General features: G+C 73.6%; 18 protein-coding genes and 1 pseudogene. 10 read left to right on the plus strand and 9 right to left on the minus strand.

The features are described from left to right. Positions 1–55: 55 nt before the first annotated feature. Both ACIBPC_RS11270 and ACIBPC_RS11275 read right to left on the minus strand, forming a co-directional pair. Positions 56–1,999 carry an OmpL47-type beta-barrel domain-containing protein gene (locus ACIBPC_RS11270; protein WP_398843102.1) on the minus strand — a complete coding sequence of 648 codons (1,944 nt, stop codon included), beginning with the start codon at positions 1,997–1,999 and terminating at the stop codon, positions 56–58. A 23-nt stretch (positions 2,000–2,022) separates the two neighbouring features. Further along, positions 2,023–4,434 (minus strand): ThuA domain-containing protein, encoded by a 2,412-nt coding sequence (locus ACIBPC_RS11275; RefSeq protein WP_398843104.1) that lies wholly within the window; start codon positions 4,432–4,434, stop codon positions 2,023–2,025. Between the two features lie 180 nt (positions 4,435–4,614). Here ACIBPC_RS11275 and ACIBPC_RS11280 point away from each other — a divergent pair, with 180 nt between their 5' ends. Further along, complete coding sequence (locus tag ACIBPC_RS11280) at positions 4,615–5,619, plus strand: multicopper oxidase domain-containing protein (RefSeq protein ID WP_362959364.1); 1,005 nt, start codon at positions 4,615–4,617, stop codon at positions 5,617–5,619. Between the two features lie 103 nt (positions 5,620–5,722). Here the strand turns inward: ACIBPC_RS11280 and ACIBPC_RS11285 are convergent, their stop codons facing one another. After that, positions 5,723–6,601, minus strand: coding sequence for an alpha/beta hydrolase (locus tag ACIBPC_RS11285; protein WP_398843106.1), 879 nt, complete (start codon positions 6,599–6,601; stop codon positions 5,723–5,725). A 116-nt stretch (positions 6,602–6,717) separates the two neighbouring features. Between ACIBPC_RS11285 and ACIBPC_RS11290 the strand changes: the two genes are divergently transcribed. From ACIBPC_RS11290 to ACIBPC_RS11300, 3 genes are all read left to right on the plus strand, one after another. After that, positions 6,718–8,691 carry a BTAD domain-containing putative transcriptional regulator gene (locus ACIBPC_RS11290; RefSeq protein ID WP_398844330.1) on the plus strand — a complete coding sequence of 658 codons (1,974 nt, stop codon included), beginning with the start codon at positions 6,718–6,720 and terminating at the stop codon, positions 8,689–8,691. Positions 8,692–8,812: 121 nt separating this feature from the next. After that, a complete protein-coding gene (locus tag ACIBPC_RS11295) occupies positions 8,813–9,130 on the plus strand; it encodes a hypothetical protein (protein ID WP_398843109.1) in 318 nt (105 codons plus the stop codon). 153 nt (positions 9,131–9,283) lie between these two features. Further along, positions 9,284–10,513 carry an MFS transporter gene (locus ACIBPC_RS11300; protein ID WP_398843111.1) on the plus strand — a complete coding sequence of 410 codons (1,230 nt, stop codon included), beginning with the start codon at positions 9,284–9,286 and terminating at the stop codon, positions 10,511–10,513. On the opposite strand, the gene ACIBPC_RS11305 is transcribed toward ACIBPC_RS11300, so the two are convergent. Then, entirely contained in the window at positions 10,471–11,214 is a 744-nt protein-coding gene (locus ACIBPC_RS11305; RefSeq protein WP_398843114.1) for a class I SAM-dependent methyltransferase, read from the minus strand. The genes ACIBPC_RS11300 and ACIBPC_RS11305 overlap by 43 nt on opposite strands. 189 nt (positions 11,215–11,403) lie before the next feature. Between ACIBPC_RS11305 and ACIBPC_RS11310 the strand changes: the two genes are divergently transcribed. Together ACIBPC_RS11310 and ACIBPC_RS11315 are read left to right on the plus strand one after the other, a co-directional pair. Beyond that, positions 11,404–11,916 (plus strand): hypothetical protein, encoded by a 513-nt coding sequence (locus ACIBPC_RS11310; protein WP_398843117.1) that lies wholly within the window; start codon positions 11,404–11,406, stop codon positions 11,914–11,916. Positions 11,917–12,093: 177 nt separating this feature from the next. Then, positions 12,094–13,623 carry a flavin monoamine oxidase family protein gene (locus ACIBPC_RS11315; protein WP_398844333.1) on the plus strand — a complete coding sequence of 510 codons (1,530 nt, stop codon included), beginning with the start codon at positions 12,094–12,096 and terminating at the stop codon, positions 13,621–13,623. Positions 13,624–13,707: 84 nt separating this feature from the next. Here the strand turns inward: ACIBPC_RS11315 and thrS are convergent, their stop codons facing one another. Both thrS and ACIBPC_RS11325 read right to left on the minus strand, forming a co-directional pair. Then, complete coding sequence (gene thrS / locus ACIBPC_RS11320) at positions 13,708–14,970, minus strand: threonine--tRNA ligase (RefSeq protein WP_398843119.1); 1,263 nt, start codon at positions 14,968–14,970, stop codon at positions 13,708–13,710. A 159-nt stretch (positions 14,971–15,129) separates the two neighbouring features. After that, positions 15,130–15,636, minus strand: coding sequence for a hypothetical protein (locus ACIBPC_RS11325; protein WP_398843122.1), 507 nt, complete (start codon positions 15,634–15,636; stop codon positions 15,130–15,132). A 183-nt stretch (positions 15,637–15,819) separates the two neighbouring features. On the opposite strand from ACIBPC_RS11325, the gene ACIBPC_RS11330 reads away from it, so the two are divergent. Next, positions 15,820–16,512 (plus strand): VOC family protein, encoded by a 693-nt coding sequence (locus ACIBPC_RS11330; protein ID WP_398843125.1) that lies wholly within the window; start codon positions 15,820–15,822, stop codon positions 16,510–16,512. A gap of 52 nt (positions 16,513–16,564) precedes the next feature. Here the strand turns inward: ACIBPC_RS11330 and ACIBPC_RS11335 are convergent. After that, positions 16,565–17,747 (minus strand): annotated as a pseudogene (locus ACIBPC_RS11335) (MFS transporter). A 300-nt stretch (positions 17,748–18,047) separates the two neighbouring features. On the opposite strand from ACIBPC_RS11335, the gene ACIBPC_RS11340 reads away from it, so the two are divergent. Next, positions 18,048–18,272, plus strand: coding sequence for a hypothetical protein (locus ACIBPC_RS11340; RefSeq protein ID WP_398843128.1), 225 nt, complete (start codon positions 18,048–18,050; stop codon positions 18,270–18,272). Positions 18,273–18,409: 137 nt separating this feature from the next. Beyond that, the gene (locus ACIBPC_RS11345) at positions 18,410–19,681 is read left to right on the plus strand and encodes a glycoside hydrolase family 18 protein (protein ID WP_398843130.1); all 1,272 of its coding nucleotides are present in this window, start codon (positions 18,410–18,412) and stop codon (positions 19,679–19,681) included. A gap of 58 nt (positions 19,682–19,739) precedes the next feature. Here ACIBPC_RS11345 and ACIBPC_RS11350 read toward each other — a convergent pair whose 3' ends face one another. Both ACIBPC_RS11350 and ACIBPC_RS11355 read right to left on the minus strand, forming a co-directional pair. Further along, a complete protein-coding gene (locus tag ACIBPC_RS11350; protein WP_398843132.1) occupies positions 19,740–20,567 on the minus strand; it encodes an NAD(P)H-binding protein in 828 nt (275 codons plus the stop codon). 178 nt (positions 20,568–20,745) lie between these two features. After that, positions 20,746–22,257, minus strand: coding sequence for a PQQ-dependent sugar dehydrogenase (locus ACIBPC_RS11355; RefSeq protein ID WP_398843135.1), 1,512 nt, complete (start codon positions 22,255–22,257; stop codon positions 20,746–20,748). A gap of 739 nt (positions 22,258–22,996) precedes the next feature. Here ACIBPC_RS11355 and ACIBPC_RS11360 point away from each other — a divergent pair. Beyond that, positions 22,997–24,835, plus strand: a complete 1,839-nt coding sequence (locus tag ACIBPC_RS11360) for a ricin-type beta-trefoil lectin domain protein (RefSeq protein ID WP_398844335.1) — start codon at positions 22,997–22,999, stop codon at positions 24,833–24,835. Positions 24,836–24,922 lie beyond the last annotated feature (87 nt).

Below are 24,922 nucleotides of genomic sequence, written 5' to 3' on the forward strand. Positions count from 1 at the left end.
GTCGCCCCCGGGCCCTGTGGGGAGGGCCCGGGGGCGACCGGGGTGGGGACGGGGGTCAGAGGGTGCGGATGCGGATGTCGCGGAAGGAGATGGTGTCGGTGGTGCTGTGGGTCTGGAGGCCGATGTAGCCGGAGTCGTTCTGCCGGCCGTCGGTTCCGGGGTCGTCGGAGCGCGGGGGCGAGAACAGCTGGCCCGGGGAGTTCTCGAACTCGTTGATCAGCAGGCCGTTGCGGTAGACCGAGATGTGCTGGCCGACGACGCGGATCTCGTAGTCGTTCCACACGCCTCGGGGTGTCGGCATCGCCTCGGAGCGGGTGACGAGGTCGAAGCCGTAGACCGAGCCGGTCTTGTACTGGTCGCCGGCGGCTCCGTCGAGGATCTGGATCTCGTGGCCGTACTTGATGGCGACCCACTCGGGGCGGGTCTCCTGCGGGTGGTTGTGGACGCGGGGGAAGCGGACGAAGACGCCGCTGTTGGCCGAGCCGGAACCGGTCGAGTCGTCGCGAAACTTGAGGCGGAGCGAGAAGTCCTCGTACCTGACCTCGGGGAACCACAGCATGCCCATGCCGGCGACGGTGGTGCTGCTGGTCATGGAGCCGTCGCCGTTCAGTTCGAACGCGCCGCCGCCGACGTGGGCCCAGCGGTCGCGGGACTCGGGGGTGCCGGTGAAGATGCGCTCGTAGCCCTCGCGGTTGCCGGGCTGGCCGACGTCGGAGCGTTCCGCGGCGTTGCGGATCTTGCGGCGGCCCTCCTGGTCGATCACGCCTTCCTCGAAGAGGGCGGCCGTGACGTCGCGGACGTGGGTGGTGAACAGGGCGTGGGACGACCAGGCGCGTTCGTCCTCGATGCGCTCGTTCACCGTGCAGCCGTGCGCGTCGGTGCGGTTGGGGACCTGGGTGACCCGGTCGCCGACCACGACGAGCGGGCGGTCGTCGGACTCGGGGCAGTCGGGCTGCGGTTCGCCCGGCTCGTCCTCGACGACGGTGAAGGAGACCGAGCCGACGTCGGAGGAGTTCCCGGCGTTGTCGGTGGCGCGGTAGCTGACGGTGTGGTCGCCGACCGCGTGGACCATCACGGGTTCGGTGTAGGGGGTGAACCCGGCGCCGTTCACCGCGTACTCGACGGCGGCGACGCCGGTTCCCGCGTCCGTGGCGGCGAGGGTGACGGTGGCCATGGTGACGTAGGAGCCGTCGTCGTCCTGTTCGCCGTCGACGGTGGCGGTCACCGTGGGCGGGGTCACGTCCCCGCCCGGTGCCTCCGCGACCTCGACGGTGACGGACCCGTCGTCCGAGACGTTGCCCGCGCGGTCCGTGGCCCGGTAGGCGAGGGTGTGCTCGCCCGGTTCGGTGAGCACGACGGGCGTCTCGTAGGCGGTGAACTCCCCGTCGCCGAGCGCGTATTCGACGCTTTCGACGCCGGACCCGGTGTCGGTCGCCGTCAGGGTGACGGTGGCGCTGCCGAGGTAGGCGCCGTTCTCGTCCTGCTCGCCCGCCACCGAGGCGTCGACCTCGGGCGCCGTGGTGTCCTCGCCGCTCCCGCCGTCCTCGGTGACCGTGAAGGTGCCCTGCATGGTGCCGTGGCCGGGGATGGCGCAGAAGTAGCGGTAGGTGCCCGGCGTCAGGGTGACGGTGACCTCGTGCCGTCCGCCCTGGGCGTCGTTGGGGTTCGCCATGATGTTGACGGCGGCGTCGTTGTTGTAGTCGGGGTCGGACGTGTCGAACGTCAGGGTGTGCGGCATGCCGGTGGTGTTGCCGGTGGCCGCGCTGTTCTCGAAGACGATCGTCGTCTCGCCGGCGACGGCCGTCGTGGGGGCGGAGGTGTAGGCGGTGATGCCGTCGCCCGCCGTCCAGACCAGTTCCTGTGCCGCCGCCGCGCGCGCCGGATCGGTCTCACGTGCCTGTGCGGGCAGTGCCACGAGGGCGAGCGCGGCCATGCTCAGTGCGAGCAGCAGCACCGTCGCCCGCCGCAGCGGGGCGGGGCGTGCCGTTCGGCGTCTCATCGGTCGCTCCTTCCTTCCGGTGGTCATGGGCGCGCCAGGTCGGCGGGCAGGGGTGTCGCGGGGCCGCCCTCGTAGGTGACCCGCCACAGGGCGGACCTGGCGTCCGCGTTGAAGAAGCCGCCGCCGTAGTCGAGGACGTACAGGGAGCCGTCGGGGGCGAACTTCCAGTCCATGAGGTTGCGGATGCCGCCCTCGCCGACCGGGATGATGGCGTCCAGGCTCTCGGCGTGGACCGGCAGGCCGCCGCCGGGGGCGGACCCGGGGTCCATCACGACGGCGTGGCGCGGCTGCGTGCCGTCGTAGAAGTCGCCGACGAACCACTTGCCGTCCCAGTAGCGCGGCCAGGCGACGTCGGTGGCGGTGTCCTCGTCGTACCGGTACAGCGGGCCGTTCATCGTGGCCTGGCCGCCGCCGGTGAGCCAGGGCAGCAGGAGGGTCTGGTCCTGCTCGCGGTAGGTGGGGATGCCGTCGGCGTCGCGGGGGTAGTCGGGGGCGCCGCCCTGGGGGGAGTACCAGATGTTGTTGCGGGAGACGGGCGGCAGGTCGACGAGGCCGTCGTTGTTCGGGGACTCGTTGCGCGGGTTGTCGCAGTCGTACCAGCCGAGGGGCTGGGTGGGGTCGGGCAGGTTGCGGTCGCGGTACGGCTGGGCGTTGCCCATACAGTACGGCCAGCCGCGGTTCCCGGCCTGGGTGATGACGGCGAACGTGTCGTACTTGGCCGGGCCCCAGGTGGTGCTGGGGGCGCCGGCGTCGGGGCCGACCCAGCCCGCGTACAGCCAGTCGGTCTCCGGGTCGATGGCGATGCGGGCGGGGTTGCGCACGCCCATGACGTAGATCTCCGGGCGGGTCTTGCCGCCGCCCTCCTCCTCGCCGGTGAAGAGGTTGCCCTCGGGGATGGTGTAGGTGCCGTCGTCCTCGGGGTGGATGCGGAGGATCTTGCCGTTGAGGTTGTTGGTGTTGCCGGCGGTGCGGCGGGCGTCGGCGAAGGAGATCCCGGCGAAGGAGGGCTGCGGGTTGTTGCCCGAGTAACCGTCCGAGAAGCCGGAGGAGTTGTTGTCGCCGGTGGCGATGTAGAGGTTGCCGTCCGAGTCGAAGTCCATGCCGCCGCCCGCGTGGCAGCAGCTGTGGATCTGCACCGGCCAGGACAGCAGGACCTCTTCGGAGGCCAGGTCGAGCGTTCCTGACGCCTCGTCGAACGTGAAGCGGGAGACGCGGCGTTCGGCGACGCGGTTGACGCGGTCGATCCGGTCGTGGGGCGTCCAGTGGAGGTAGACGCGCTGGTTGTCGGCGAAGTCGGGGTCCAGGGCGATGCCGAGGAGTCCTTCCTCGTTCTTGACCAGCTCGCCGCCGCCGCCCTTGTTGCCGAAGACCTCCAGGGTCGCGGCGATGGAGACCTCGCCGGTGCCGGGATCGTAGACGTGGAGGGTGCCGGGGCCGAGGCCGACGTCCGGGTCGTTCCAGTCGGTGACGACGGGGGCGTTGGGGCCCTCGCCGCCGCGGCCGATGTAGAAGACGCGGCCGTCGTCGGCGATGTCGAGGCCGTGCGGCTCGCCGATCTGGTCGAGTTCGCCCGGCGCGTTGGGCTCGGTGAGGCGCTCGGCCGCGTAGTTGCCGGTGATGGTGGCCTGGCAGTCGGCGCGGGTCAGCCGGGACGTCCACAGGAGGGCGCCGCGGAGGTGTTTGCGGAAGTTGTTCTCGGTGAACGTGCCCGCCGTGCCGCCCATGCCGGTGTAGAACGACCGGCCGCCGTCGTAGTCCCGGCACCAGGAGACGGGGTGGTCCCAGCCGTCGCCCGCGGCGTCGGGGCCGCGTTCGCGCAGGCGGGCGACGGTGTGGACGTCGCCGCTCGGGTTCTCCTGCCAGTCGAACCAGACGTCGCGGCGGGTCCACTCCAGCGGGAGTCCGGCGGTGGCCGGGTGGGCGCGGTCGCCGACCTCGACGACGCCGGTCTCCGGGGTGGTGGCGTCCGCGTTCTCGGGGCGGGCGCCGACGAGTCCGGTGAACCAGTCGGAGTCCGGCAGCGCGTTCGCGGCGTCGTGGATGCCGACGAAGCCGCCGCCGGAGCGCACGTAGTTCTCGAGCGCGGACTCCTGGCGCTCGTTCAGGGTGGTGCCGTCGGTGGACAGCAGGACGATCGCGTTGTAGTCCCGCAGGCCCAGCGGGTCGAAGACGGTGGGGTCGTCGGTGTCCTCCACCTGGAAGCGTTCGGAGCGGGGGCCTTCGGCGCCGAGCGTCCGGACGGCCTCGACACCGGCGCGGGTGCGGTCGGCGGGGGCGTCCTGTCCGTGGAAGACCAGTACCCGGGCGTTGCGTCCGCCGGGCATGGGGTCGGGGTCCCGGGCGGCGGCGGTGTCGCCCGCCGCTCCGGGTGCCCCGCCCAGCAGGGTGATCAGCAGCGTCCCTGCGACTGCCAATACCTGCGGCTTGCGTTTCATGGCTCGTCCGCCCTCTCAGGTGACAGCAGCGACGCCCAGGAAGGTAGACGGCTTTCGCCGTATCGCCAATGACTATGGACGGAACGAAAAAAACTTTGTCCTGGCAGTGGGAAAACTATTGTCGTGCACATACCATGAGGCGCCATCGATGCCGACCGATGACCGAGGAGGACGCCTCGCATGCGGCAACCCGGATTCTCCCGACGCTCGTTCACCGGTGGCGCGGCCGCCGCGCTCGCCGCCCCCGCCGCGCTGGCCGCGCCGGGACTGGCCACGACGGGGGCGCAGGCCGCGGGCGGCGCGGCGGCCGAGGTCCGGCGCATCACCCTGTACGCCGAGGAGTTGCCCGGCGGGCTGCTCGGCTACGGCCTGGAGCGCGGCGGGGCCACCGTCCCCGGGCCGCTGCTGGAGATGTACGAGGGCGACACGCTGGTGATCGACCTCGTGAACACGCTGGACGTGGCGGTCAGCCTGCACGTCCACGGCGTGGACTACGCCATCGACTCGGACGGGACCCGCATGACCGGCAGCATCGTGGAGCCGGGCGGGACCCGCACGTACACGTGGAACACGCACGCCCCCGGCCGCCGGAACGACGGCACCTGGCGGCCGGGCAGCGCCGGTTACTGGCACTACCACGACCATGTCGTCGGGACCGACCACGGCACGGGCGGCCTGCGGCAGGGGCTGTACGGGCCGCTGGTGGTCCGGCGGCGCGGGGACGTCCTGCCGGACAAGCAGTTCACCATCGTCTTCAACGACATGACGATCAACAACCGGGCCGCCGACGACGCCCCCCACTTCACGGCGCGGATCGGCGAGCGCTGCGAGATCATCATGATCACGCACGGCGAGTTCTACCACACGTTCCACATGCACGGTCACCGCTGGGCCGACAACCGCACGGGGCTGCTGGCCGGCGAGGACGACGTCAGCCGCGTCATCGACAACAAGATCACGGGACCGGCCGACTCGTTCGGCTTCCAGGTGATCGCCGGGGAGAACGTCGGGCCCGGCCACTGGATGTACCACTGCCATGTGCAGAGCCACTCGGACATGGGCATGGCGGGGATCTTCACCGTGACCGACCGGAACGGGAACGTCCCCGGCGGGCCCATGCCGCACGGGGCGGCGGCGTCCGGGACGTCCCCCTCGGCCGCGCCGCAGGGGCACGGCCACCACTGAGCCAACCCGGGCCACCGGCGCGCGTCCCGGGACCGGCACCACTCCGCACCGTGCGGGCCCAGCACGGGCGGAGCCGGTCCCGGGGCGCGCGCACCCGCCGGGGTCACCTGGCCAGCAGTGCGCGCAGCGCCGCCGCCACGCCCGCCGGGTCCTCCTCGGCCATGAAGTGGCCGCTGCTGACGGTCCGGTGGTCGAGGTCGGGCGCCCAGGCGCGCCACAGCGCGGCGGCGTCGTACCCGAGGGCGGCGCCCCAGTCCTGCTGCAGCACGGTGACGGGCATGCGGAGCACCGTGCCGTTCTCGCGGTCGGCGCGGTCGTGGTCGGCGTCGATGCCGGCCGAGGCGCGGTAGTCGGCCACGATGGACGGGATCGCCTCGCGGCAGGCGCGCAGGTACGCGGCGCGGACGTCGGCGGGGATCGCGTGCGGGTCGGCGGTCCACTGGTCGAGGAAGTGGGCGAAGAACGTGTCGGGGTCGGCGGCGATCATCCGTTCCGGCAGGCCGGGCGGCTGGGCCATCAGGTAGAGGTGGAAGCCGACGGCGGCCGTGGCGCCGTGCATCGCCTCCCACATGTCCAGGGTCGGCAGGACGTCCAGGCAGGCCAGGTGGGTGACGGCGGCCGGGTGGTCGAGGGCGGTGCGGAACGCGACGAGGGCGCCGCGGTCGTGTCCGGCCAGGGCGAAGCGCTCGTGGCCGAGGGCGCGGGCGAGGGCGACGACGTCGGCGCCCATGGTGCGCTTGGAGTAGACGGACGGGTCGGTCGCGGCGGGTTTGCCGCTGGCGCCGTAGCCGCGCAGGTCGGGGCAGATGACGGTGTACGCGGTGGCGAGGTCGGCCGCGACGTGCCGCCACATGAGGTGGGTCTGCGGGAAGCCGTGCAGCAGCACCAGGGGCGGCCCTGAGCCGCCGACGGCGGTGGCCAGCTCGACGCCGTCGGCGACGGGGACGCGCCGGTGGTCGAATCCGGCGATGGCGGGGGTCATGCGCGGGTCCTTTCGGTGGGGTGACCGGGCTGCCGAGCCTGCCGGGTGCGGATGAGCATCGGATGAGCGCGCTATAGCGTGGCCGGTGAGCGGTGGCGGGACGGAAGGGACGGATGGTGCGGGTCACGTTCGGCGTGCTGGGGCCCGTTGCCGCGTGGGACGGCACCGGGGAGGCGGTCGCGCTGCGGGGGCCGCGGCACCGGGCGGTGCTGGCGCGGCTGGTCGTGGCGCGGCGGCGCGTGGTGCCGGTCGGACGCCTGGTCGGCGATCTGTGGCCGGACGAGCCGCCGGGCGACGCGGTGGGCGCGGTGCGGACGTTCGTGGCGGCGCTGCGGCGGGCACTGGAGCCGGAGCGTGCGCCGCGCGCGGCGCCCAGGCTGCTGGTCACCGAGGGGCCCGGCTACGCGCTGCGGGCCGGGGACGACGCGGTGGACGCGTGGCGTTTCGAACGGGAGCTGACGGCCGCCGCGTCGCTGCCGCACGGGGAGGCCGCGGCGCGGCTGGCGGACGCGCTGGGCCGGTGGCGGGGGCCCGCGTACGCCGACTTCGCCGACGCGCCCTGGGCCGGGCCGGAGCGGTCGCGGCTCGCCGGGCTGCGGCTGCTCGCGGTGGAGCGGCTGGCGGAGGCGCGGCTCGCGCTGGGCGCGGCGGAGGAGGTCGTGCCCGAGCTGGACGCGCACGTCGCTGAGCATCCGTGGCGGGAGGACGCGTGGGGTCTGCTGGCCCTGGCGCTGTACCGCGCCGGGCGGCAGGGGGACGCGCTGGCGGTCCTGCGGCGGGCGCGGGCGATGCTGGCGGGGCGGCTGGGGGTGGATCCGGGGCCGGGGCTGCGGCGGCTGGAGGAGGACATCCTGCGGCAGGACGAGCGGCTGGTGGCGGGGGACGGCGGTGCGGCGGACCGGGTGTGGGCCACGGTGGCCGAGGCGTACGACCGGACAGTCGCGCCGGGTACGCGCGCCCGGCTGGAGTCGACGGTCGGGCTGCTGCGGAATCTGGCGGTGACGGGCGGCAGCGGGCTGGCGGCGGCGCGGGAGCACCGTATGGCGGCGATCGGCGCGGCGGAGGAGTCGGGTGACGCAGACCTGACGGCCCGGGTGATCGGGATGTACGACGTCCCGGCGGTGTGGACGCGGGTGGACGATCCCGGGCAGGCGGGGCGGGTGGTGGCGGCTGCCGAGCGGGCCGTGGCGCGGCTGCCGGGCGGGGAACGGGAGGCGGCGCGGGTGCGGCTGCTGGCCACCGTCGCGCTGGAGTCACGGGGCAGCGGGTCGGAGCGGGCGCGATGGGCGGCCGGGGAGGCGGAGCGTGTGGCGCGCGGCCTGGACGATCCGGCGCTGCTGACGTTCGCGCTGAACGGGGTGTTCATGCAGAGCTTCTGGCGGGCGGGGCTGGCGCCGCGCCGGGACGCGATCGGGGCGGAGCTGGTCGCGCTTGCGGCGAGGCACGACCTGGTGACGTACGAGGTGCTCGGGCGTCTCGTACGCGTGCAGGCGCTCGGCGCGCTGGGGGACTTCGCGGGGGCGGACCGGCACGCCGAGGCGGCGGACCGGCTGGCGGAGCGCAACGAGCTGCCGCTGGTCGGGGTGTTCACCCGGTGGTACCGGGCGATGCGTGCGGCTGCGACGGGGGCGGCGCCGGTCGAGGCACTGGAGGCGGGGTACCGCAGGGCGGCCGACGCGCTGGAGGGTGCGGGCATGCCGGGCCTGCGGGACGGGCTGCTGCCGCTGGCGCTGCTGTGCGTGCGGCTGACGCACGGGCGGGAGGACCTGACCGGGGATCTGGAGGGCTGGGGGCCGTACGGGCCGTGGGTGCGTCCCGTGCTGCTGCTGGGGCAGGGGCGGCGGGCCGCCGCGGGGGCGGCGCTCGACCGCGTGCCCGATCCCCCGCACGACCTGCTCCTGGAGGCGCTGTGGTGTCTTGTCGCGCGGGCGGCGGTCCCGCTCGGCCACCGGGCGGCGATGCGGCGTGCGGCCGGGGCGCTGGCGCCCGCCGCGGGGGAACTGGCGGGAGCGGGCAGCGGGATGGTGACGCTCGGGCCGGTCTCGGCGTACCTGCGGGACCTGGACGCGGCGCTGGGGACGGCGCGTTGAGGTCCGGCGGCGGTGGCGGGCGCCCGCCCGTACCGGAGGACGACCGACTTCCGGCGCACGAACGTTCCTCTCCTCGACGGTTCGCGGCGGGGGTTCCGTGCGCGGCGATACCGTGGGGCGTGTGATGGCGTTCTACCGCGACGAGCGGGCGGCGAGACGGCTCCCGGCACTGCTGCCGGTGAAGTCGCAGGACGTGGACGAGGGTTACCGGCTGGTGGGCCCCGGCGGGCGGCTGACGGCGGTGGTGGTCCACGTGCAGTGGGTCGACAACCACCCGGCGGGCCCGGACACGCACGTGGTGGTCTCGCTGGAGGACGGGAGCGACATCGAGTTCCCCTTCGGCGTGCCGCTGACCGCCGTCTGGCACGCCGAACGGCGCCCGCTCGACCCGGCGGACGTCGCGGCGGCGGCACCGGCGTCGTGGGGACGGCCGCTCTGACGGGCCGCCGCGGGCGTTGAGGCCGCCGCTCCGGCCCCGGCAAGACCCGGAAGACGGGCCCTGAGGTGGACGGGTCAGCCGCTGTCGTGGAGACGGCGGGCGGTGGGGAGTCCGGCTCCCGGGTGGGTGGGCATGCTCGAAAGGCATGTCTCCATGCGGAGTTGTCTCCGTATCCTCGGAATCCCCTGCCTGCGCGTCCCGTTCCTCGCCGTGGTGATGGGGGCGCTCCCCCTGGGCATGCTGGGTCTCGGTCTGTTGCTGTACGCGCGGGAGCGGACCGGGTCGCTTGCCGTCGGTGGTCTGGCGGCGGCCGCGTTCGGCCTGGGCAACGCGGTGGGTCTTGGTGTGCAGGGCGGGTTGATCGACCGCCACGGGCAGGGGCGGGTGCTCTCCGTCGCGGGGGTGGCGTGCGCCGCCTGGGGTGTCCTCGCCGTGGCCGTGACGCCGGTGGTGAGCTGGCCCGGGTTCGTCGTCGTCGCCGGGGCGGGGATGGGTGCCTGTGTCCCGGCGACGACCGGCTGCATGCGCGTGCTGCTGGCCGGGTCGGTCGGGGACGGCGCGGCCCGGACGGCCGGTTACGCGTTGCTGGCCGTGCTGTTCCAACTGGCCGTGCTGACCGGGCCGCTGCTGACGGCGCTGCTGGTGGCGGTGGCCGGGCCGGGTGCGGCGCTGTCGGCGGGCGGACTCCTCGCGGGCGGCGCGGCGTTGCTCTTCTCCGCGACGGGCGCCTCCCGGGCGTGGCGGCCGCGGCGGGACCGCGCCGGGCGCGGGCGCCTGGGCCGGAACGCCGGTCTCGCCGTCCTGTTGACGGTGACGGCGGGCGCGGGCGTCTCGGCGGGCGCGGTCGCCGTCGCGGTTCCGGCCGCCGCGCTGTCGCTGGGCCGCGCCGCGGACAGCGGCGTGCTCGTCGCTGCGTCGGCGGCCGGTGAGGTCGTCGGGGGGCTGGTCTTCGGGGCGGTGCGGTGGCGTCTGCCGCACGACCTGACGGTGCTCGCGACGCTGGCCGCCTCAGCGGTGGCCGTGGGGCTGGCGGCGTGGGTGTCGGGGGGCCTCGTGCCGCTGTTCGCCGCGCTGTTCCTGGTGGGCCTGTGCGCGGGCCCGGCCGCGGTCGCGGCCTCCGCGCTGCTGGATGCGCTGGTCCCGCGTCCGGCGCTCACCAGGGCGTACACCCTGATGGTCGCCGCGGGGCTGCTCGGCGGTGCGGCGGGCAACGCGGTGGGCGGGGCCGCCGCCGGGCACCTGGGGCACCGGTCGGCGCTCGCCCTGAGCGCCTGCTGGCTCGCCGTTCTCCTCGCCGGGGCGACGGTCTTCCGCCGCGTCCTCGGGGCCGGAGCGGCGGGTCAGGGCAGCGGGCGGCGCGCGGCGAACAGCGTGCGGCCCTGACCGCCGTCCTCCCGGGCGGTGGTGACCTCGAACCCGGCGGCGGTGAGCAGTCGTTGCCACTCGGCGACGGCGAACAGGCCTGTCACGTGCGTCTCGTGCACGGTGTGGACGCCGCCGTCCTTCTCCCTGATGGTGAACGTGTAGTCGGTGCGCACCGTCGTCGCGCCCGGCTCCGGCGGCAGGCTCCACTCCAGGTAGCGGACGCCGCTGCCGTCCTCCGCGTCGCTGCCGCCGCAGTCGGTGACCGGCTCGTACGTGTCGGCGACGTGGTCGGGGAAGAACACCGCGATGCCGCCGGGCCGCAGGTGCTCCCACGCGGTGCGGAAGACGGCGGACAGGTCGTCGTGCGTCGTCATGTAGTCGATCGCGTCGTGGACGAGCACCGCGTCGAAGGTACGGCCCAGGCGCACGTCCCGCATGTCGCCCGGCAGATGGGCGGCGCCGGGCAGGAGGCGACGTGACATGTCGAGCATGGCGGGTGAGAGGTCGACGAGTGTGAGGGCGTGGCGGTCGCGGAGGTGGTACGCGGTGTGGCCGCCGCCGCTGCCGAGTTCGAGTACCTCGCGCACGGGGTGCGCGGCCAGCGCGAACAGTTCGGTGGCGAGCGCGGCGTCCGGCTCGTACACGTCCACGGGCGAGATCAGCGGCCACCAGGGGGCGAGGTCGCCGTACAGCCGCTCGGGCGGGCCTGGGGTCGTCATGTCGTCCGCTCCCGCCGCCGGTCGCCTGCTGACGGGCGCGGACGCCGCCGGCGGCGGTCGCGGCGTCAGGACCCGATCATAGGCCGCGGCGCGCCCGTGCCCGTGCCGCGGTTTCCGCCCGGCTGCGGCTTGCCCAACTTTTCGCCAAGGCGCCGTGCGGGTGCCGGTCGCCGTACTACGGTCTGGCGCATGAGCGGTGGCGAGGGTGTCGTGGCGGACGCGGCGGTCCGCGCGGCGTGGGATTCCTACCGGGTGCTGGACGACAGCACGACGCCGGAGGAACGGCGCCTGGCCCGGCGGCGCATCGAGGCCGCCGTCGCCGTCCACGGGCGCGACGAGGTGTACCGGGGCGCCGCGTTCCTCGTCGGCGTGCTGGCGACCGTCCTGGCCGAGGACACGGCGGACGGCAGCGATCCGCTGGGGAGCCTCGTGCCCGCCGTCCTGCGCAGGCTCCGGGCGTTCGAGGCGCTGGACGCGGCGCATGTGCCGATGGTCGCGGGCGCGCTCACGGCGGCCGTGCTGGGGCAGGACGTGGTGGCGTGGCGCGACCGGCTCGGGAGCATCCCGCCGCAGGAGGCCGCGGCGCTGGGCTTCACGCTGTGGCTGCTCGCGGACCTGCACGACTTCGCGGTCGAACGGCCGGGCGCCACCGACGCGTTGGTGCGCCGGGCCTTCGCCGCGATGGAGTTCGACGAGGTCTGAGGGCCGCCACCGCAGCCGAAACGATTCCGCAATGCCGTGCCGGATCCGGCCGAAACAGTGCGCTGCCAGCATCCCCGCGCGTAACTGCGAAAGGGGATGCGGCACATGAGCCAGTACTCCGGTGTCAACCGGCGTGATTTCCTGCGGGCGGTCGGCGTCAGCGGCGGGGCGGGCACGATGCTCGCGACCATGGGCGCACTGGGCCTCGCGCCCACCGCGCACGCGGCGGACACCGCCGCCTACCGGGCCCCGAGCCCGGGTGACTTCGCGCTGACCGGCCGCGCGGCGGCGAGCGTGGTGATCGTCGGCGGCGGGGTCGCCGGGCTGACCGCCGCGTACGAACTGGGCAAGGCGGGCTACGACTGCACCGTCCTGGAGGCCCGCGACCGCACGGGCGGGCGCAACTTCACGGTGCGCGGCGGCGACACGACCACCGACACGCTCGGGCAGCGCCAGACCGCGCGCTTCTCCCCCGGCCAGTACCTGAACGCGGGTCCTGCACGGATCGCGCAGTGGATGCTGACGATGGACTACTGCCGCGAACTCGGTGTGCCGGTCGAGGTGTTCACCAACTCCAACGCGGACGCGTACATATTCAACGAGTCGGCGGGCATGACCGCGCCCGTGCGCCACCGCACCGCCAAGGCCGATGTGTACGGGTACGTCGCTGAGTTGCTGGCCAAGGCGACGGACCAGGGCGCGCTCGACGCGGAGCTGACGGCGGAGGACCGGGAGCGGCTGCTGTCGTTCCTGCGGAGCTACGGTTCGATTGGCGGCCGGACGGAGGGCTGGCGGTACACGGGCGGTGGGCGGCGGGGCTACGCGGAGAACCCGGGCGCGGCGGGGACACCGGGGACGGTCCTGGGGGACGTGCCGGGGGTGTCGGAGGTGTTCGCGTCGGGGGTGGGCCGGTACTTCTCCTTCGAGTTCGGCTACGACCAGGCGATGCTGATGTTCCAGCCCGTCGGCGGCATGGACCGCATACCCGAGGCCCTGACGCGCGCGGTGGGGGCCCGCAGGATACGGACGGGCGCGGAGGTCACGGATATCACGGGGCGCGCGGACGGGGTGACGGTCACCTACCGTTCCGGTGGGCGGACGCGGAGTCTGACGGCGGACTACTGCATCGCGGCGCTGCCGCCCAACATCCTGGCGCGCACCGCGCACAATCTGGGGTCCGCCGTGCAGTCCGCGCTGGAGGCGTGCGTGCCGTCGTCGGCGGGGAAGATCGGTCTGGAGTACCGCAGCCGCTGGTGGGAGAACGACCACCGTATATACGGCGGCATCACCGAGACCGATATGGATCTGGCGCACATCTGGTACCCGTCGCACGGCTTCCACGAGCGGCGCGGGGTGATCGTCGGCTACTACAACACCGGTGCGGCGGCGGACGCGTACGCGGCGCTGGCGCCCCGGGAGCGGGAGGCGCGGGCGGTGGCGCAGGGCGTGAAGATCCACGGCGAGGCGTACCGGGCGGAGCTTGCGTCGTCGTTCTCGCACCACTGGCGGCAGACGCCGCATCTGGAGGCGGCGTGGCACAGTCTGCGGGGCGGGCCCGACGCGCCGGTCTTCGCGCCGCTGAACGAGGGGGTGGGCCGGGTGTACTTCGCGGGTGACCATCTGAGCTATGCGATCGCGTGGCAGCACGGGGCGTTCGCGTCGGCGCGGAAGGTGGTGACGCGGCTGCACGCGCGCGTGATGTCCTGAGTGGTTGCGGTCCGGGCAGGGGCGGGCCCGGGGTGATGGGGAACGGGTGGCGGGGACGGGTTGTCCCCGCCACCCGTGTGCCGGTCAGGCGGCTTCCTCCCACAGCGCGGTGTCCTTGGCCGCCGCGCGGGCGGTGATGCGGGCGAGGGCCTCGGCGGCGGGGAGCGGGCCTTGGCGGCGGCCGTCGCGCAGCCGGAGGGCGACGGACTCCCCCGCCGCCTCGGCCGGTCCGAGCACCGCCTGGTAGGGCACGAGCCGTGCCTGCCGGATGCGGGCGCCGAGGCTGCCGCGTTCGGCCGGCACCACCTCGGCGCGCAGCCCGAGGGCGGCGGCCCGGCGGGCGAGGGCGTCGGCGTACGGGAGTTCCGCGTCGGTGACGGGCAGGGCGACGAGCTGGACGGGCGCGAGCCAGGCGGGGAACGCGCCGCCGTGCCGTTCGATCAGGTGGGCCACGGCCCGTTCCATGCTGCCGATGACGCTGCGGTGCACCATGACCGGCCGGTGCTTCGCCCCGTCGGGGCCGGTGTAGGCGAGGCCGAACCGCGCGGGCTGGTGGAAGTCGATCTGCACGGTGGAGAGGGTGAACTCGCGCCCGGCGGCGTCCTCGACCTGGACGTCGATCTTCGGGCCGTAGAACGCCGCCTCCCCGGGGGTCTCCTCGTAGGCGACGCCGGACGCGCGCAGGACGTCCGCGAGGAGGGCTCCGGCGCGTTCCCACGCCTCGGGCGCGGCGGCGTACTTGCCTCCCGCGCCGGGCAGGGACAGCCGGTGGCGGACGGCGACGATGCCGCATGCCTCGTAGGCGCGGTGGATCATCGCGAGCGCGGCGGCGGCCTCGTCGGCGGCCTGCTCGGGGGTGCAGAAGATGTGCCCGTCGTTGAGCTGGATGGAGCGGACGCGGGTGAGGCCGCCGAGGACGCCGGACGGCTCGGAGCGGTACATGCCGCCCAGTTCGGCGAGGCGCAGCGGCAGTTCGCGGTGGCTGCGGCCGCGCGACCGGTAGATCAGCGCGTGGTGCGGGCACATGCTGGGGCGGAGCACGAACTCCTCCGAGCCCAGGGTCATCGGCGGGAACATGTCGTCGCTGTAGTGCTCCCAGTGTCCCGAGATCTCGTACAGCTCGCGTTTACCGAGGACGGGCGAGCAGACGTGCCGGTATCCGGCGCGCCGTTCCTCGTCGCGGATGTGCTCCTCCAGCGCGAGGCGTACGGCCGCGCCGTCGGGGAGCCAGAAGGGCAGTCCGGCGCCGAGCAGGGGGTCGGTGTCGAAGAGGTCGAGTTCGCGGCCGAGCCGGTGGTGGTCGTGCATGGGGGTCTCCTCACGGGGTGGTGAGGCGAGTGACCGCACGGCGAAGCCCCGGGGCACTCGCCCCGGGGCTTCACTGGTGGGTATCGGTCAGCGCGCCGGGACGGTCTCCGGCGTCGTCGTCATCATCGCGGCACGCTGCATGGGAGCGACCGTAGCACCGCGCGGGAGGGGGTGCCACGGCGTTTTCCGGCGGGGTGGTCAGACCACGGAGATGCCGATGCTCTCGACGGTGCGGACGCCGCCGGGTGCCCCGACGCGGACCGAGGTGCCCTGGACCGGGCCCTGCCAGCCGCTGCCGCCGCTGAGGTGGACCTCGGCGGTGAGGGTGGCGGTGGTGACGGTGAACTCGATGGCGCGGATACCGCGGTTCGCGGTGGTGGAGCCGATCTGGATCTCGCCCCAGTCCGTGCCGGAGCACTGCCACGCCTGCCAGCCGATGACCTCCAGGTCGGCGCGGGCGCACAGGGTGCCGACGCCGTAGGCGCTCAGCCGCAGGGCCTGGAGTTCGTGGCCGGGGATGCCGCTGGCCAGGCCGTTGCACGTCTCCATCGTGTCCCAGCCGAGGGACGCGTTGTACGCCGAGTAGCAGATGACCGGGTCGTCCCACGCGGCGGTGCGGGGGGCGGCGGTCGCCTCGGCGGCGGACAGGCCGCCGGTCAGGGCAAGCAGGGTGGCGGACAGCAGGGCGGTCAGTCGTGTGCGCACGGGGTCCTCGTCTCTCGGTGGAGGGCGGGGTGACGGTGGGGCGCTGCGGGCGGTGCTGGTGGTGCGGGGGCCGCCCGGGTCAGTGTCGGGGCGGCGGGGGCGGCGGGACAGGGAGGCTTCTCGCCAACGTGCCGCGGTGCCGGTCGCGGGGGATTGTCAGTGGGGCCTGCCAGGATGGCGGGCATGGAGAGGACACTGGGCCGGAAGGAAGCGTCGGACGCGGTCGGCGGCGCGGGGTGGCGGTATCTGCTGGGGGCGCTGCTGGCGTCGGTGCCGGTCGCGTCCGTCGCGGAGGGCGTGCGGGTCGCGACGGCGGCGGCGGACGTGTGCGGGGGCGACGCGGACGAGCACCTGCGGGTGGACGTGCGGGCGGGGCGTACGGTCCTCACGGTGCAGACGTTCGCGCGTGAGTCGCTGACGCGGCGGGATGTCGATCTGGCGCTCGGGATCACGGCCGCGCTGCGCGAGGGCGGGCTGGTGGTGGAGCCGGGGCTGGGGCCGGACGCGCCGCGGTCGGTCCAGCAGTTGGAGATCGCGATCGACGCGCTGGACATCCAGGCGGTCCGGCCGTTCTGGCGGGCGGTGCTTGGCTACGCGGACTCGGTGGACGCGGACGGGCACGGCGCGCCGCTCGTCGATCCGCTGGGGCAGGGTCCTGCGGTGTGGTTCCAGCAGATGGACGCCCCGCGTCCGCAGCGCAACCGCGTCCACTTCGACGTGTGCGTGCCGCACGACGAGGCGGTCCGCCGGGTCGAGGCGACGCTCGCCGCCGGTGGCCGCCTCGTGTCGGAGGCCAGGGTCCCGGCCTTCTGGATCCTCGCGGACGCCGAGGGCAACGAGGCCTGTGTCACGACATGGCAGGGAAGGGGCGACTGAGGCACACCCGTGCACGCGGCGGGCGTGCGGCACGTGTCCGCCTGTTCCTGGGTCAGTGCTGAGGGCTGGGACGGTCCGCCGACCGGGAGACAGCGGATGTCGGCCACGTTCCCTCGCGGGGGGACATGGGCAGATCCCGGACCCGGCGGATCGGCGAGAACAGCAGGACCAGCCCGGCAAGCGGGATGCCAGCCGCCATGATCGCCAGGGCGGCACGGGTCCCGAGCACGGTACCGAGTGTGCCGCCGAGCACCGGTCCGAGCGGGATCGTCCCGTAGCTGACGAAGGCCGTGCTCGCGATCACACGGCCGAGGACAGCCGGTGGGCAGTAGCGTTGCTGGGAGCTTGTCTTGAGGACGTTTCCCGCCACTGCGCCCGTCGCGACGCAGAAGCCGCCGGTGACGTAGAGCAGGACCCCGGCACCATCGGTGGTCAGGGGCAAGAGCAGGGCGAATACGGCGGTTCCGAGTTCGAACAGCAAGGTGGCGCGCGCCGTCCCCATGCGGTCGGCGACGCGCCGCGTGGCCAGGGCCCCGGCCACTCCTCCGGCACTTGTGGCCGCGATGACGGCGCCGACCGCGCCCGGGTCCAGGCCGACGACGCGGACGAGGAAGACGACCTGGACCGACTGGTATTCCATCAGGGCGAGGTTGGAGACGGCTCCGAAGAGGGTGAAGGTACGGAGCCAGGGATCGCGCACGATCATCGACAGCCCGTCGCGTACCTCCCGGGCCAGTGATCCGGCACGGCGTCCGGTCCTGTCGGCACGGTGTGCACGGTGGCGGATGCCGGTCAGGCAGAGGAGGGAGACGAGAAACGTCGCGGCGTTGGCGAGCAGCCCGTTCACAGCCCCGCCGCCTGCGCGATCAGTCCCCCTGAGCCGAGCCCGGCGAGCTGGCGGCAGAGGCGCTGCCGTGCAGTGCGGCGGTCCCCGTCAACAGGGAGACCACCAGCAGCAGTCCGATGCTCAGCTGGCCCAGCCATGCGGCGACCGGGACGAACGCGAAGAGCACGAGGGAGACGGCGGCGGCGGTCAGCATGATCGGCCTGCGCCGCAGCCGGTCCGTCCAGACGCCCGCCGGGAGGCCGATCAGCAGCCATGGGACCCAGGCGGTGGCGTTGAGCAGACCGGCCTCGAAAGCGCCGGCGTCGAGCGTGGACACGGCGATCAGCGGCATCGCCACCCCGCTCACGGCCGCGCCGAACCTGCCGGCCGTCTCACCGCACCAGAGCAGTCGGAAATCGCGGTGGCGACGGAGGAGGGCTGCCGCCTTCCCGGGGGTTCACGCGGCGACGCCCGCGAGTGGGGGGGACCTTCCGCCCGGGGGGAGAACCTGCCCGCGCCACGGAGCCTCGGGACGTGCCTGTTGCCGGGCATGGCACGAGGCTGACCGGTCGTGGACAGGCCCAGTCAATTCAGCTTCCTGGGCCGTCGGGGTGGGCTCTAGGCTCGCCGTGTGGAGATTCGGAGTGTTGATCCGCGTGACACGGCCTGGGAGCGGGACCGTGCTCGGTATCGCGTCTCTTTCTGGGACGTGCCCGCGGGGGCGGCGTACGAGTACGAGGTCGTCAGTGAGGTGGACGTCGACGAACTCCTCGTGTGGGCTGCTCGGTTCGGGGCGGAGCGGGGGTGGTCGTACACGGTCTGGGCGGTCGTCTCCGAGCGGGGCCGGGCGGGGCTGGTCCGGCTCGCGGGGGTGTCGGGTGATCCGTTCGCCGGCGAGGGCGGAGGCAACGGCGTGGTGGTACAGACCTCTTGACCCCGTGGTCCAGACCATTCTAGGCTCGCGGCAGCCGCGATGAGCGCGACATGACAACACCCCACTCGTCGTCACGCGCTCAGGTGGACGGCGCGGCTTCCCCCACAGCTCGCTCCACCGAATCCGGGAGAACTCCCTTGCGATCATCCTCCTCGTCCGAGCGTCCCAGGCGGCCCGGCCGGGTCCGGCGCCTGGTCACCCTGCTCGCGGCCCTCGCCCTGCCCGTCACCGGACTGGTCGCCCTGACCACCCCGGCGCAGGCCGGGACGGAGACGGCGGACGCCCCACGCGCCGCCGCGGGCCAGGTCAACCTCGGCTACTTCGCCGAATGGGGCGTCTACGACCGGGGCTACCACGTCAAGGACATCGTGGACTCCGGCTCAGCCGAGCAGATCACCCACATCAACTACGCCTTCGGCAACGTGCAGAACGGCGCGTGCACCGTCGGCGACCCGTACGCCGCCTACGAGCGCACGTACACCGCCGCCGAGAGCGTCAGCGGTGCCGCCGACACCTGGGACCAGCCGCTGCGCGGCAACTTCAACCAGCTGCGGCAGCTCAAGGAGCGCTACCCGCACATCAAGATCCTGTGGTCCTTCGGCGGCTGGTCCTGGTCCGGCGGCTTCACCCAGGCCATGCAGGACCCGCAGGCGTTCGCGCAGTCCTGTCACGACCTCGTCAACGACCCCCGCTGGGCGGGGCTCTTCGACGGCATCGACCTCGACTGGGAGTACCCCAACGGCTGCGGCCTGACCTGCGACACGAGCGGTCCGCAGGTCTTCGGCGACATGCTGCGGGCGTTCCGCGCCGAGTTCGGCGACCAGCTGGTCACCGCGGCCATCACGGCGGACGCGTCGGACGGCGGCAAGATCTCGGCGGTGGACTACGCCTATGGCGCCGAGCACGCCGACTACCTCGCGGTGATGACGTACGACTTCTTCGGCGCGTGGGCCGCGACGGGGCCGACCGCGCCGCACTCGCCGCTCACCCCGTACGACGGCCTTCCGCAGCAGGGGTTCACCGGTGACGCGGCGATCGAGGCCCTGCTCGGCCAGGGCGTGCCGTCGTCCAAGCTGCTGCTCGGCATCGGCTTCTACGGCCGGGGCTGGAGCGGTGTGACGCAGAGCGCGCCCGGGGGCTCCGCGACCGGCGCCGCGCCCGGGACGTACGAGGCGGGCATCGAGGACTACCACGTGCTGGAGACGAGCTGCCCGGCGACCGGAACGGTGGCGGGGACGGCCTACGCGCACTGCGGCGACCAGTGGTGGAGCTACGACACCCCGCAGACGGTGCTGGGGAAGATGGACTGGGCCAGGGACCGCGGCCTCGGCGGCGCGTTCTTCTGGGAGTTCTCGGGTGACAGCGCGGACGGCGACCTGGTGAGCGCCATCCACGACGGCCTGGCCTGACCGCCCGCGCGGCGGCCGGGAGGCGGCACCGTCCGCCGCCTCCCGGCCGCCGCCGCGTTCACCGCGCGATGCCGAGGACGCGGGCGACGGCGTCGTCGAGGCCGGTCGCCGGGCGGCCGAGCACCGCCCGCAGGTCGCCGGTGGTCCGCTCCAGCACCCCGGCGCGGACGAGGCCTTCGAGCATCCCGCGCGCGCCGGGCGCCGGTTCGGCGCGCTCGGCGGTGGTGACAGGCGTGCCGAGGAGGCGGGAGAGGGTGTCGGCGAGTCGGGGCATGGTCCACGGCTCGCCGGTGAAGTCGTACGCGCGCCCCAGGTGCCCGTCCTCCGTGAGGACGCGGACGGCGGCCTCGGCGAGGTCCGCGCGCAGTGCGGTGTTGAGGCCGCGTCCGCCGGTGCCGTCGGGGAGTGTGCCGGTGGCCGCCGCTTCGCGCAGCACCGCCGCGTCGAGGAACCCCTCGCTGTAGAACGGGTGCCGCAGCAGGGTGCACGGCAGGCCGCTGTCACGCAGGGCCTCTTCGGTGGCGTGGTGGGCGTCCGGCATGCCGGGGCGCGGGGTGTCGGCGCCGAGGAAGCTGGTGTAGGCGACGGCCTTCACCCCGGCCGTGCGGGCGGCGTCGATCGCGGCGCGGTGCTGGCGGGTGCGGCGCTCCGGGTCGAGTTCGGGCGAGGAGATCAGCAGGAGCCTGTCCGCTCCGGCGAAGGCGGCGCGCAGGCTGTCGGCGTCGTCGTAGTCGCCGCGCCGTACGGTGATGCCGCGGGCGGCGAGCCCGGTGGCCCTGGACGGGTCGCGGACCGCCGCGACGATGTCACCGGCGGGGAGCCGGTCGGCGAGCAGTTCGAGGACGGTGCTTCCGAACGCGCCGGACGCTGCGGAGACGACGATCACGGGACTCCTCAGGGCCGTCACCGGCCCCCTGGGTGACAGGTACGGTGCACCCTCACCGGTGCGGCCCGTGGACGTCAATCACTTTTCGCGGGAGGCGGGGTTCCCGGGAGCGGGGGAACAGCGCCGTGCCGGGACGCGTCCCCGGCCGCGCGGCAGGCGCACGGCCGGGGACGTGCCGTCAACTCGCCGCGCAGGGCGTGCCGTTGAGCGAGAAGCGGCCGGGCGGCGCGGTGTCGCCCGTGTGCTCGGCCAGATAGCCGAGGGTCACGGACGCGCCGGGCGCGATGGTCGCGTTGTGCGGCGCGCTGCTCGCCGTGACGACGTTGGCGCCCTGGACGAGGGTGGTGTTCCAGTCGGAGATGATCGTCTGGCCGCGGGGCAGGGTGAAGTCCAGCTCCCAGCCGTTGACCGGTACGGTGCCGGTGTTGGTGACGGTGAGGTCGACGGTGAGGCCGGTGCCCCAGGTCGTCGCCGTGTGGCTGACGCGGCAGACGGGCTCGGTCTCCTCGAACGAGACGCGGTGCAGCCCGCCGGGCAGGTCGTTGACGACGTAGAACTCACCGTCCGCGGTGGCGCCGAAGGCGGTGACCTGGGTGGGGGTCTCGCCGATCTCGGCCGTCTCGTAGCCGCCCCGGCCGTCCGGGCGGATGGCCCAGACGGTGGAGGAGCAGTAGTCGGTGGCGATGTACGTGCCGCCGACCAGGTCGGCGTACTGCTCGCCCCGGTAGACGCGGCCGCCGATCACGGCGCAGCCGCCGGTGTAGAGGGAGTAGTACGAGACGGGCTCGGTGTAGTCGGCGGCGGGGTCGCACTGGGCCTCGTCGAAGACCTCCGGGCCCTCGTAGCAGGACCAGCCGAGGTTGGCGCCGCCCTCGTCGGCGGCGAGGTGGTCGAACTCCTCCCAGCGGCCCTGGCCGACGTCGCCGATCCACAGCGAGCCGTCCGCGGGGTCGAAGGAGAAGCGCCACGGGTTGCGCAGGCCGTATGCCCAGATCTCGCCACGGGCGCCGGCGGTGCCGACGAACGGGTTGTCCTGCGGAATGCAGTAGGCGAGGTCGCCGCAGCCGCGGCTGACGTCGATGCGGAGGATCTTGCCGAGGAGGGTGTCGAGGCGCTGGCCGGTGTCGAACGGGTCGCCCGCGCTGCCGCCGTCGCCGATGCCGAGGTAGAGGTAGCCGTCGGGCGCGAAGGCGATCTGGCCGCCGTTGTGGTTGTCGAACTCGGCGTGGGGCTGGCTCAGGATCACGTCGAGCGAGTCGTCCGCGAGGCTGTAGCGGGCGACGGTGACGGCGCCGTCGGGCAGGGCGGTGTACGCGAGGTACAGCTCCTGGCTGTCGGCGAAGTCGGGGTCGAGGGCGATGCCGAGGAGGCCGCGTTCGTTGCCCGAGATGTCCACGGCGTCGCTGATGTCGAGCAGCGGGGCCGCCGCGAGGCCGGTGTCCGGGTGGTAGACGCGGACGGTGCCGGGCTTCTCGGTGATGAACAGCCGGTCGGTGCCGTCGTCGGGGGCGGCGATCGCCGTGGGGCGGCGCAGCCCGAACGCGACCTGGGTGGTGGTCGCGGTGACGTTCTCCAGCGGCACGTCGGCGACGGCCGGCGCGGGGGTGGCGGTGTCGGCCGACGCGGACACGGGTGCCACCAGGGCCAGGGTCAGTACGAGGAGGAGTAAACCGGTCAAGTGACGTGACATGGCGGCTCCAGCGCGGAGGGAAGGTGCGGGGGGTGTACGGGGTCGTGCGGGGCCGGCGCGCCGGGGGCAGGTGCGGTCCCTCGGCGGCACGATGCGCCGACTTCGCCCGCGAGCAGGCGAGTTGATGACCCGGACCGGTCGTTCCCGTGCCCCGGCGGGTCTCACCGGACGGTATCGACTTCCCCTGCCGCCACACCAGACCCCGGGAGGCGCGACCGTGCGGCGGAGGCGGGCGGCCTGGGCTGCCAGATCCCACAAGAGTCGTCGCTATCGCGAATTGCCCGGCACGCGGCAGCGCACCGCGCCACGGGAGGAGACGACCGGGCACCCTGCCGCGCGATGGTCTGGACCTTTCCTCCCCAGGAGGCTAGAGCCCTGCGACAGGGGCGTCAAGGGAACGGACAGAGCCCCTTGTCCGCAGACAGTAAGCCCTTGTTCCGGCGCTCCCGGAGGGTTGACGCGGGTCTGCGCCGCCCCTTAAATCGCGTATCAAGGAAAGCGGCGGGGGCCGGACGCGTCCCCGCGTCCCGGCCTTCCGTCCTCCTCCACCGCTCCCCGGTCGATGCTTCGCGAACGCGTACGCACGCGTTCGCCGTCCGGGGCGCGCCGTGCCGCGCGCGGTCACGGGGAGAAGGGGCGGGAGACACCAGAGAGGCAGGACGCCTTGAGACCGGCCCCCACGTCCCTCCCCCGGCGGCATCCGCTCGCCGTCCTCGCAGCCGTGCTGCTGGCCACGGCCATGCTGCTGATCGCCCCGGGCATGGCGCCGACCGCCGCAGCCGCGGGGGAACGCGTCGACGTCTGGCTGACCACCACGTCCGACGCGGGCGGGCGCAACGTCACCCGCGGTCTCCAGCAGCAGGCGCCGATCGCCTTCGGCCCGGCGGGCGGCTCGGCGAACCACACGATCACGGTGGACGAGAACACCCGCTACCAGACCTTCGAGGGCGGCGGCGCGTCCATCACGGACACGACCGCGCACCTCCTGCGCGGCGGCGCCGTGAGCGCGGCGACGCGCGACGAGGTGATGCGCAGGCTGTTCTCGCCGACCGACGGCATCGGCCTGTCGTTCGTGCGCAACCCGATCGGCGCCTCGGACCTGTCGCGGCCGGGGCACGTGTCACTGGACGACACCTGCTGCGACCTGAACGACTTCGGCGCCAACGGCTACGACACCAACGTCCGGCTGCTCACCGGTCAGGCCAGGCAGTTGAACCCGGCGCTGCGCGTGAAGGGCGTGCCGTGGAGCGCGCCCGGCTGGATGAAGGACAACGGCCGGATGGACCAGATGGGCTGGCTGCGCTGGGAGTACTACCCGATGTACGCCCAGTACCTGGTCCGTTACGTGCAGAGCTACCAGGCCGCTGGTATCCCCATGAACTACGTCTCCGTGCAGAACGAGCCCAACTGCTGCCAGGCGGGCAACCCCACGGCGATGAACTACCCCGGCATGAGCTGGAACGCGTCCGGTCTCGCCGAGTTCACGAAGAACCACCTCTACCCGGCGTTCCGCGCGGCGGGGATCACCACCAAGGTCCTCATCCACGACTGGAACTACGGGGACTGGGGCCAGATCGGCCAGGCCATCCTCGCCGACCCCGCCGTCCGCAACGACCCGCTGTTCGGCGGCGTCGCCTGGCACGGGTACGGCGGCAGCCCGACGGTGGGCACGCAGGTCCACAACCAGTACCCGGACGTCCCGCAGTTCAGCACGGAGCACTCCGGCGGCACGTGGGTGGGCAACCAGCACAACGAGGACCTGAACGACATCGTCAACTACGCCCGCAACTGGAGCGGCAGCCTGGTCAAGTGGAGCCTGGCGCTCAACCAGAACATGGGCCCGCACAACGGCGGCTGCGGCACCTGCACCGGCCTGATCACCGTGCAGGAGGGCGGTGCGCGCGCCGGCCAGGTGGACTACACGGTCGAGTACTACACGACCGGTCACCTCACGAAGTTCGTGCAGCCGGGCGCGCAGCGCATCGACTCGACCGCCAACGGCACGGTGCAGAACGTCGCGTGGCGCAACAGCAACGGCACCAAGTCGCTGATCGCGCACAACGGCGGCACGTCGTCGCAGTCGGTCCGCGTCAACTGGGGCAACCAATCGTTCACCTACACCCTGCCCGCCCGCACCACGGCGACCTTCACCTGGTCCGGTACGCAGAGCGGTGGCGGCGGCGGCACGCCGGGCGCGGGGACGCTCACGGGCCTGGCCGGGAAGTGCCTCGACGTGGCCGGTGCCTCGTCGGCGGACGGCACCCCCGTCCAGCTCTACGCCTGCAACGGCACCGAGGCGCAGCGCTGGACGATCGGCGGGGACGGCAGCATCCGCGCGCTGGGCAAGTGCCTGGACGTGGCGGCCGGTTCGACGGCGAACGGCGCACAGCTGCAGCTCTACACGTGCAACGGCACGGGCGCGCAGCAGTGGACGTACAACGCGACCACGCATGACGTGGTCAACGTGGCGGCCGACAAGTGCCTGGACGTGACGGGCAATTCGTCGGCGGACGGGACACGCGCCCAGATCTGGACCTGCACCGGCGCGGCCAACCAGAAGTGGACGCACAACGTGTAGGCCCCTCGCCACGCATCCCTCCCCGAGGGGGAGCGGTCGAACGGAGTGTCCCGCCCCCGGCGCCATGTCGGGGGCGGGGCACTCGCC

Source organism: Streptomyces sp. NPDC049879 (assembly GCF_044461265.1).
Classification (GTDB): Bacteria; Actinomycetota; Actinomycetes; order Streptomycetales; family Streptomycetaceae; genus Streptomyces.

What these genes read in the sequence shown, in the direction of transcription:
- ACIBPC_RS11330 (WP_398843125.1), top strand. Translation starts at nt 15,820, where the DNA reads ATGGAGAGGACACTGGGCCGGAAGGAAGCGTCGGACGCGGTCGGCGGC.
- ACIBPC_RS11300 (WP_398843111.1), top strand. Translation starts at nt 9,284, where the DNA reads ATGCGGAGTTGTCTCCGTATCCTCGGAATCCCCTGCCTGCGCGTCCCG.
- ACIBPC_RS11305 (WP_398843114.1), bottom strand. Translation starts at nt 11,214, where the DNA reads ATGACGACCCCAGGCCCGCCCGAGCGGCTGTACGGCGACCTCGCCCCC.
- ACIBPC_RS11275 (WP_398843104.1), bottom strand. Translation starts at nt 4,434, where the DNA reads ATGAAACGCAAGCCGCAGGTATTGGCAGTCGCAGGGACGCTGCTGATC.
- ACIBPC_RS11315 (WP_398844333.1), top strand. Translation starts at nt 12,094, where the DNA reads ATGCTCGCGACCATGGGCGCACTGGGCCTCGCGCCCACCGCGCACGCG.
- ACIBPC_RS11270 (WP_398843102.1), bottom strand. Translation starts at nt 1,999, where the DNA reads ATGAGACGCCGAACGGCACGCCCCGCCCCGCTGCGGCGGGCGACGGTG.
- ACIBPC_RS11285 (WP_398843106.1), bottom strand. Translation starts at nt 6,601, where the DNA reads ATGACCCCCGCCATCGCCGGATTCGACCACCGGCGCGTCCCCGTCGCC.
- ACIBPC_RS11280 (WP_362959364.1), top strand. Translation starts at nt 4,615, where the DNA reads ATGCGGCAACCCGGATTCTCCCGACGCTCGTTCACCGGTGGCGCGGCC.
- ACIBPC_RS11360 (WP_398844335.1), top strand. Translation starts at nt 22,997, where the DNA reads ATGCTGCTGATCGCCCCGGGCATGGCGCCGACCGCCGCAGCCGCGGGG.
- ACIBPC_RS11310 (WP_398843117.1), top strand. Translation starts at nt 11,404, where the DNA reads ATGAGCGGTGGCGAGGGTGTCGTGGCGGACGCGGCGGTCCGCGCGGCG.
- ACIBPC_RS11355 (WP_398843135.1), bottom strand. Translation starts at nt 22,257, where the DNA reads ATGTCACGTCACTTGACCGGTTTACTCCTCCTCGTACTGACCCTGGCC.